Raw genomic sequence first — 8,215 nt, 5'->3', positions numbered from 1 at the left:
TTAACGTTGATCGGACTCCACACCTTGGATAGATAGGACGAAGGAATGTGAGGGCAAAGACCCGTCGAGATTTGGGAGAGTGAATCCCCAAGGACCTTGTGGAGAGAAGCGTGCAGCATAACTTTGCTATGGAAGATGTTGTAAATACATTAGCACCTTCTGTTCCCGCATGCGCTCTAACGGAACTTCTTGCCACATAGAACCCAGACACCGTAACTCCTATTTAACAAACATTTTGAAATCCTGCGAATGAGCGAGCATTCGTGAGAAAATCCCTATTCTCTGAGGGAGNTCCAATTTCTGCAGTATCCTTCTGTTCCCGCATGCGCTCTAACGGAACTTCTTGCCACATAGAACCCAGACACCGTAACTCCTATTTAACAAACATTTTGAAATCCTGCGAATGAGCGAGCATTCGTGAGAAAATCCCTATTCTCTGAGGGAGTTTAGCAAGTTACAGGTCAGTCTACTGCTTGTCGGCAATCGGATCAATGTCATCGACAAATGTCAAGAACTTGATCCGATAACTAAAAAAGCCCGCAATTTACGCGGACTTCATTCGGACAATGTTCTTGTCAACCGAGATTCTAGTGACACAAATGTGACTACATTAATGAGACAAATCTCCCTACATTATTTGGGTCAATTTACGCATGTTACTCGACCTATTCAATAAATCCCTTACAACGCTGATAACTCTGATAATAAATTATTGGCATCCCTTAAGCAATACACTTTGGTATTGTACTGCTTATCTATTCCTAACCGATTAATACGGTTTTTCATTTTTAGATCGGTCACTACATAATCGCAGTAAGGTATCACCGTGCTTAAGTGTTGAATATCCATAGAATCACCTGATTGTATCGGCTTTACTCCGGTTATTACGTCGGCATATAACTTACTCTGAATGTCTAGATTGGGAATTGCACGATAATGTTCTGAAAGAAGAAAATCCATTAGACTTTTATCATTATTGTTTAGTTCCTTTGAGAGCCTAGTCCACATTTCTTCAACTTCTTTAAGAATTGAATACTGTGAAATGTCATCGTATGTAATCTCTAACTTGTTCTCGAACTTATGTTGTAAGTTTTTCATCCCGGCTAATCCTGCTTGTATTACCGCCGTATATTCCTGTTGAAGTTGTTGTTCATAGGTGATGCCAGAAGCCAATCTGTCTAGTCTTAGAGCTTCTAGCTCTTTCAAAAGCCTTTCCTTACGGGATACCCGATCTTTAATTTCTTCGTCACTCGTTTCCATATATGCAGAAATTATTAACCCTTTCAACGCTCCACTAATTTCCTCAATAGGATCTCTAGAAAAAGCTTCTTCATACGGTAATTCAAGTTTATCCTCGTTCTTTAAGTAAGCTTCCATCGTACGGTAAAGTTGATTATCGTGTATTTGTTTTCTGTATTGAAATTTAACTCCTGCAGAAAGAAATGTATGGGTATCATGGGATTCTTTAATTAGGCTGTTGATTTCTTCCCTTTGGTCTCCTTCAACCAAAAACAGCTTTTTATTTCTTGTTTTTTCGAAAATAAGCTTATCTAGATTTGCCATCCTTTCATATTGGAGGCCATCTTTCAGCGCCATTTGCTTTCGATACTTTGTAATGTCAATAATTACACTAGTATCTATCCAGAGCATAGGTATCGGACAACGATTCACAACTATTTTCATTACTTTTGTATCTCCCTCTTACTAAAGTCACTTACAATTACGAACTTCATTAGATAAACATCAATAACATATTCACGAAGGAATTAATTAATCCTGCCCATTACTTATATGACAAAAAGAAGCTGCCGCGAAGCAAGCCCCTCAACTATCGTTCTTACGTTAGTTCAATGGTTTATCAAACAACTTTGTTTAGATTAAGAGGAGAACTCATCTATAATTTCAACTACTTCAATTTTTCCGTTAATCAACAGTTCAGGTAGTCCGTTCTTTACATTGCCGTTCCAATACTCTCGGGCTTGTTCGATTTTTTGTGAGAATGGAACTCCATCTTCCTTTGGTAAAAGGCTCCCGTCACCCTCAAAGATGTTCCCAATAACTCGAAGTTTAACTATCTGCAAAACTTTTCGGTGGTAAGAATCGAATAGTTCTTTCCATCGCAAAGCATCCTCATAGTTTTTCGCAGCGTATAAGCAAGACAATCGTGAAGGATATTCAGGATGTTCTTGCAGTCTTACCATTTCAACTATAACTTCTCTAATCGCTCTGATTGTTTGATCTACATACCTGATAGCAACATCTGCATTTTCTTTATCCATCTTCAAGCCGTCATTTGAATAATGACCCTGCAAAATTTGAATAAAGTCTTCGCCTTTGGAATTCATCTGTTCCTTCTCAAAAAAGAAGTGAGATAATGTGTTTTTTTGGTTTTTGTCAAAATTTATTTTCTGACCAAGGCTCATTTTCTTCCTAGTGACAATGTGATAAACATACAATCCGCTTTCTTGCATTGAATTCCCCCTATTAATCATTATTAACGTAGGTTTATTCGGCACTTACCAGGATTATCCTGCCCGATAGCTTAATGAGGCTGCCATCCGATTTCGCGGCGGCAGCCTCATTTTATTGTTTATTGAAGTAACGTGTAATAAACACCACTATGATAAGTCTGTTTTTCATCTTTACACACCACTTTCAATAAATCCATTCATTAATTGAACTATCGTTATTCGTTAGATTCCTGTAGATGGATAAATTTCAGCTTTGTAAAAAAACGAGCGCCTCTGTACGATGGAAGTACGCTACGGGTCAAAAGCCCTTTAATTCCATCATCCAGGAGGACGCTCTACTATGAAGTTTAAATCACAAGATAAGCAAAATCAACTCATTGAAAACATTACCTTTAATCATATTGTTGTTGGTGTGGACATTGCTCAAGAGACTCATGTTGCCAGAGCGGTTAACTTCCCTGGTGTCGCTCTCGGCAATCCTTTAGTTTTTAGTAATGACGAAGATGGATTCAAATCCCTCGACCGTTGGATTCGCGACTTGTTAGCTTCATATAAATTATCCCAAGTTATCGTTGGTATTGAACCGACTGGACATTACTGGTTCAGCCTTGCTGGTTGGCTAAAAAACAATGAAATCGAAGCCGTACTTGTTAATCCTCATCTAGTTAAAAAGAATAAAGAAAACCGCGACAATACACGCTCTAAAAGTGACAAAAAGGATGCTCTAGTTATTGCCGACATGGTGAAAAACGGCTATTACTCCCCTGTCCGTTTCCACTCCTCTGAGTACGAGGAGCTGCGAATACTCATGGCTAACCGAGAAACTGTCGTGAAACGACTTGTGAGTGCCGTTAACCAGATCCACTGCTGGGTCGACATTGTCTTTCCAGAACTAAGACAAGTCTTTAAGATCTTAACTTGCAAGGGTGCCTTGTTAACTCTTCGGCTTTTTCCGCTCCTGGCTGAGCTATGTAAACTACGTCCTGAAGATGTAATTAAAGGATGGCAGAAATACATGAAGCGGCATTCTGGTGTGTGTAGAGCTCATCTAGTTATCGATCTTGCCAAGCAAACTGTTGGTTCCAAGCAGGCATCACATGCTTACAAACTCCATCTAGAACAGCTCCTTGAGGAGCATGACTTAGCAACTAAACAGCTGCAGAGGATTGAAAAAGAGGCCAAAGACGTTGTTGAACGTATCCCCTAATCAGGCAAAATACTTGCCATTACTGGAATAAGTTCAATTGCTCTAGCTGGTATTTTAATTTAAAGCCTTACATCACCATAATGTTCAAGTTAAAAAACTCAAAAAGATGAAATCTATTATGAAATTATGTGGAAAGCTAGCTCGACTCTTAGTAGGAATGGCTCGTAGTGATGAAGCCTACAACCCAAATAAAATCTTTGCATTAGCAGCTTAAGATAAACCTTACCTCACGCAAGTTGGCGTATTCGCAGGAGACAAAGAAAGCACGGAGTATCGGGATACATTACGCAAAAAGGCTCTGACCTGTTCCGTTAGAAAGACCGACCCCCACCCCTTAGATAGATGTGACGAAGGAATGAAAGGGCTTTGACCCGTTGAGACATGGGAGTGAAAATCGCTAAGGGCACCGTGGAGAATACGTGCAGCATTTGGAATGAATTGGGTGATTCAACTCCACCTCTGTTCCCGCATGCCTTTTTAACGACACATCCTAATATATCTCGCTATCTTTCATTCATCACCGAAATCTAAAGGATGAAATCCTGCGAATAGACGAGCTTACGTGAGGAAATCAGATCATACCGAGGGAGCTTAACGATCCCCGATTTTATAAATATGACTTAATTCGATTCATATCAGTTATTAAAAAAGGATTGTCCTTCTTCATATTATCAATTAAAAACTCAAGTTGATTGCTGTCCTCTTTCAATAATTCTAATTCTCGTTGTGTAATTCCAACGAATTGAATAAATTCAACTTTTCCGTGGAAAGTATTAATTCCTTTCACTTCAGTATCGTTTACTACTATTAACGCTGTGATCTCGGACTCAACGCCAATATGAAGTGATTTACCATTCCCAGGAACATACTGAGAAGATTCAAATATAGGTGTAACGAGCAAGATTAGAAAGCATATTTATTGCCCATAGACAGCTCTCAACTGATTCCTCTTTTAATTTTATCGTCATTTCGTATCCCCAACGACTCCACTCACCACCAAACGATTCCATTTCAAGGTAAAGCTCGGTCATTCCATATGTCAGTAAATGCTTATATCCATTCGGAGATTGATAAATGCTATAGCCATCTAGATGCTCATCCCCACCGAAAATAGCACGTTTATGCATCTCTGTCCCGTAATGTACTGGAATCTGTTTAGGATAGAGCTTTTCAAATTCCTGATCGATGGCATCCCATCCTGGTGCCCAATCTTCCTGTTCAGACGCCTGATTTTTATACTCATCAAGTGTCAATTCAATTGACCTCCTCGTACTTCTCTTAATCGTCACCGCACAGGCATTATTTGAGTAATTCGGGGCATCGTTTTATCCTGCCCTTTCGTTTAACGATACGTGGGATTTTGAAACAATGAAAGGATTTCAGTTTTCTTATTTAATTGTGGAATTCATTGTTGATGAATATGGCTTAGATTCATTAAACAAACTTATTAGGAATCCCAGTGATTTTAATGGAATTTTTCAACGTTCTGAGTTAGAGTTGCATGAGCAATGGGTTGAGTATGTAAGAAACAAATAGAAATATTCCTAACCCTAAAAGCCTGGTTATAAACCGGGCTTTTAGCAATTAGACTGCCCGTTTCTTCAGCACACAAAAGGGATCAGCTAACTGCAACAGCAGTGAGTGATCCCCTTTGAAGTAACGTTTCCGTCCCTCGCTTTTATTGCCCTTTCTTCACCCTGTCTCGATATAGATTCTACGACATACTTATGCGCTATATTTTTTTTCGATTCCACATAAGTCATCTTCCACATTGGAAATTGTTCTTGGGCTTCTTTAATCCAATCACAATACATTTGAAACTCATTCTGATGATTTGATTGTCTAGGTTTTTTTAGTTCATTTAATGTAGACATGCAATCAATTTTAAAATTAACATAATTCCACTTGTTTCTTTTGGCTGCATCCACAAGCCTCCACAAAGAATAAGCTTCCAGGGCTTGCATGTTTGCTCCTTTTTGAACTTCAAGGTGCCGTTCTAGTACGACTTTGCCATCTCGAAGTATTACTCCCCCTATTCCTTCCTTATTCAGTTTTTTTGTAGCATCAGAATAAATGATTACCTCTTTACCACTTTTGATTTTTATCGTTTTTTTCAGTTTAAACTTAGGTGTATGCTTATATATTGGTCTATTGTCGTATAGGGAGGGTTTTCGAAGATAAATAAATTCTTCAAACTTTTTGCTTAACTCAACAAGTTCAAGGTAGATTTCTTTGTGCCTTTCTTTCATAGTCGTGTTTTTATCTAATTCTGACAACATACCCTTTCCTACATTTTTGTCCATGTAAATAGTTAGATGAGTAGCTCCGGCAGCAGTTGCCTTCTCCATGAGCCATTTAATCCGTTTAAAATGACGTAATGCCTGGTCTCTCATTTTCATTCGTGGAAGCTCAAAGCTTATAGAAGCTGAGCTTCCTAATTGTTTAAATTCACAGACGTTATTAACTATATCTACAACATACTTGGTCATATTAATCCTCCAAGCAGCAATATAAAAGCGAATTCAGGGATTATTTTAGACATCTTTATGAGTTGCACTGTGATAAGATTTTCGTTTTCTATTCGCCTTTTCTCTGAAAAAAACTCCGTATCCCACTCCTATGTCTAAGCGACCAGAAATGCTTCACCGTTGGGCAATCCGAGCATAACAGCACCTTCATTCAGTATTATGATACTTCCATTATAACCCAAAACGCGCATTAATTTAGCGAAAAGTTTTCCCGTTTGTTGAGCTAATCTGAGGGAGCTGAGAACAGATCTACAAAGTGGCAGCCCTTTCGGTGTTGAACTATCGTTACCGTTAGCGCAATGCTCATAACTTTCTTACGGGACAAAATATTTTTATTTCATTACTCTCATTATCTGTTTCTCTCATTGTCTTCTCATCAATGGTCTGCGACCACGGTTACGGTGTGATCCTTAAGGAGTTTGCACATATGTTCGAGGAGGGGTAACAGGAAGGCACGTCCCACAGCTGCTCGCATTCTTATTGACCTGAAAATCAGCCACTTTTCGTGGCTTGCCTTATTCGATTTATGTTCGCTCAACGCTGTTGGCATTTTTTCCATACAATTTTTGCGGGGTTTGGTTCGTTCACAATAGCAATCGCTTGCAAGTCCGCCGTATAGTCCGCACAGACTTCATCCGTGATATTGTCGTAAACGTCTTTCTCCGCGTTCAATCCAACACGGTCAAAGGCAATTGCCGCCGCTGTGTAAAAAAACATTTCTAACGTGTGGTTAAGGATATGGATGGATGACGTTGCCTGACCGATGGCGCGCGCCGCTGCTTGAGCGGCGGGGTCGCTGTTCAATTCTCGGGCAGCGACATCACAATCCTTCATGAGTACATCCTTTACCTCGAATAAATCTGTGCTACCGTTGAGGCAGTTGCGAGCCATTTGCAGAGCGTTTCGAGGGCGGTTTTCGCCAGGGCAGCGTTTCTCAAATATTTCCAAAATCTTGTGTTCAGCAAAATCCAAACACCATTTGCGCAAAGTCGCTTCACTTTGGGTTTCCATCAGATCCTGTAGCTCGCAAATCAGCGTTGATGCTTTGCCTGAGTAGCCAAGAGTTTTGCGTTTAATTTTCGGCATTGTATCATCCTTTACATGAATACTTCCATTCAATTTACTAACCCCATTCTACCATATATTGTAACTTTCCACCCTTTAGTTGAGAAAAGACTGACACTCGGCAGCCTCTGATTTGAAGTTCTATTACGCTATCGTTCTCGATTCGCAGCCTTCTTCAACAGCATGTTAAGCTATAGTTATCCGTTAGCGTAATAAATATAGGTGTTAAATACGACTTCGAAAACCATTCCTGTCATTCTTTAAAAAATGTTTCATCTGTAATTTGGATTATTTTATCAGTCGCTTCTTTACTTGCAGGATCCCTTACCAACACCGTAAATACATCTCTTAGCTCATCTGCTCGGGATAAAACTTTATCTTTTGACTTATCCTCCCTCAAAGAAATATAGAGGTTATACAAACTAATATCCAAGTTATCATTCTGTTCCTCATAAGATGTTAATTCAGAAATAGAGGCCACATTGGAAACACTCGATAAGACGGATCGATAAGAATAGTCATTCATCTTCATACTTAAACTGCTGAGAACGTGGCTTAGTTCAAGCTTAAATTTAGTATCAATCGCGTTTTGTAAGTCCTGTGCTTTGGTACTCCCTTTAACATAGTTGTACCCCATGATTATGAAGCAAAGAACAAGAAACGATATAAAGAAAGCCCATTTTATCAACCTGTAACCACCACTTTCATGATTCGTTGTAACCATTCCCAATCTGTTCGTAACATTGCGATATCCTGACATACACTTTAGACGTTCTAGTTGAAATTTATGTTCTACCTGCATAACTGGTAACTTTTTGAGGAGTCATTGCTTCGTTATCCTGCCCATTAACATTCCTGTAGGTGTTAGTAGATTGCATTTGCAGAAAAAAGAACGCCTCGCTACGATGAGTATGTACTGGGTTGCAGCCCTCAGAACTCACCTT

Annotated in this window: 6 protein-coding genes and 2 pseudogenes; 2 read left to right on the top strand and 6 right to left on the bottom strand. The window is 39.3% G+C overall.

Annotated elements, in window-relative coordinates:
* Window positions 1-681: 681 nt before the first annotated feature.
* Entirely contained in the window at window positions 682-1,683 is a 1,002-nt protein-coding gene (locus ASG89_RS29470) for a hypothetical protein (RefSeq protein ID WP_057314929.1), read from the bottom strand.
* 194 nt (window positions 1,684-1,877) lie between these two features.
* The gene (locus ASG89_RS29465) at window positions 1,878-2,471 is read right to left on the bottom strand and encodes a DUF2441 domain-containing protein (protein ID WP_057314928.1); all 594 of its coding nucleotides are present in this window, start codon (window positions 2,469-2,471) and stop codon (window positions 1,878-1,880) included.
* A gap of 340 nt (window positions 2,472-2,811) precedes the next feature.
* On the opposite strand from ASG89_RS29465, the pseudogene ASG89_RS29460 reads away from it, so the two are divergent.
* Window positions 2,812-3,892 (top strand): annotated as a pseudogene (locus ASG89_RS29460) (IS110 family transposase).
* 393 nt (window positions 3,893-4,285) lie between these two features.
* Here ASG89_RS29460 and ASG89_RS29455 read toward each other — a convergent pair.
* A pseudogene (locus tag ASG89_RS29455) lies at window positions 4,286-4,805 on the bottom strand (suppressor of fused domain protein).
* A 241-nt stretch (window positions 4,806-5,046) separates the two neighbouring features.
* On the opposite strand from ASG89_RS29455, the gene ASG89_RS35905 reads away from it, so the two are divergent.
* A complete protein-coding gene (locus ASG89_RS35905; protein WP_200963581.1) occupies window positions 5,047-5,214 on the top strand; it encodes a hypothetical protein in 168 nt (55 codons plus the stop codon).
* An 86-nt stretch (window positions 5,215-5,300) separates the two neighbouring features.
* Here the strand turns inward: ASG89_RS35905 and ASG89_RS29450 are convergent, their stop codons facing one another.
* From ASG89_RS29450 to ASG89_RS29440, 3 genes are all read right to left on the bottom strand, one after another.
* Window positions 5,301-6,167 carry a reverse transcriptase-like protein gene (locus ASG89_RS29450; RefSeq protein WP_057314927.1) on the bottom strand — a complete coding sequence of 289 codons (867 nt, stop codon included), beginning with the start codon at window positions 6,165-6,167 and terminating at the stop codon, window positions 5,301-5,303.
* 573 nt (window positions 6,168-6,740) lie between these two features.
* Window positions 6,741-7,292, bottom strand: coding sequence for a putative immunity protein (locus tag ASG89_RS29445; RefSeq protein ID WP_063868210.1), 552 nt, complete (start codon window positions 7,290-7,292; stop codon window positions 6,741-6,743).
* Between the two features lie 232 nt (window positions 7,293-7,524).
* Window positions 7,525-7,995, bottom strand: coding sequence for a hypothetical protein (locus tag ASG89_RS29440; protein ID WP_157276860.1), 471 nt, complete (start codon window positions 7,993-7,995; stop codon window positions 7,525-7,527).
* Window positions 7,996-8,215 lie beyond the last annotated feature (220 nt).

The sequence above is a fragment of the Paenibacillus sp. Soil766 genome (genome assembly GCF_001428105.1).
GTDB lineage: Bacteria > Bacillota > Bacilli > Paenibacillales > NBRC-103111 > Paenibacillus_E.
This window is presented reverse-complemented; position numbering and strand designations above follow the sequence as displayed.

What these genes read in the sequence shown, in the direction of transcription:
- ASG89_RS29465 (WP_057314928.1), bottom strand. Translation starts at nt 2,471, where the DNA reads ATGCAAGAAAGCGGATTGTATGTTTATCACATTGTCACTAGGAAGAAA.
- ASG89_RS29470 (WP_057314929.1), bottom strand. Translation starts at nt 1,683, where the DNA reads ATGAAAATAGTTGTGAATCGTTGTCCGATACCTATGCTCTGGATAGAT.
- ASG89_RS35905 (WP_200963581.1), top strand. Translation starts at nt 5,047, where the DNA reads ATGAAAGGATTTCAGTTTTCTTATTTAATTGTGGAATTCATTGTTGAT.
- ASG89_RS29450 (WP_057314927.1), bottom strand. Translation starts at nt 6,167, where the DNA reads ATGACCAAGTATGTTGTAGATATAGTTAATAACGTCTGTGAATTTAAA.
- ASG89_RS29440 (WP_157276860.1), bottom strand. Translation starts at nt 7,995, where the DNA reads ATGGTTACAACGAATCATGAAAGTGGTGGTTACAGGTTGATAAAATGG.
- ASG89_RS29445 (WP_063868210.1), bottom strand. Translation starts at nt 7,292, where the DNA reads ATGCCGAAAATTAAACGCAAAACTCTTGGCTACTCAGGCAAAGCATCA.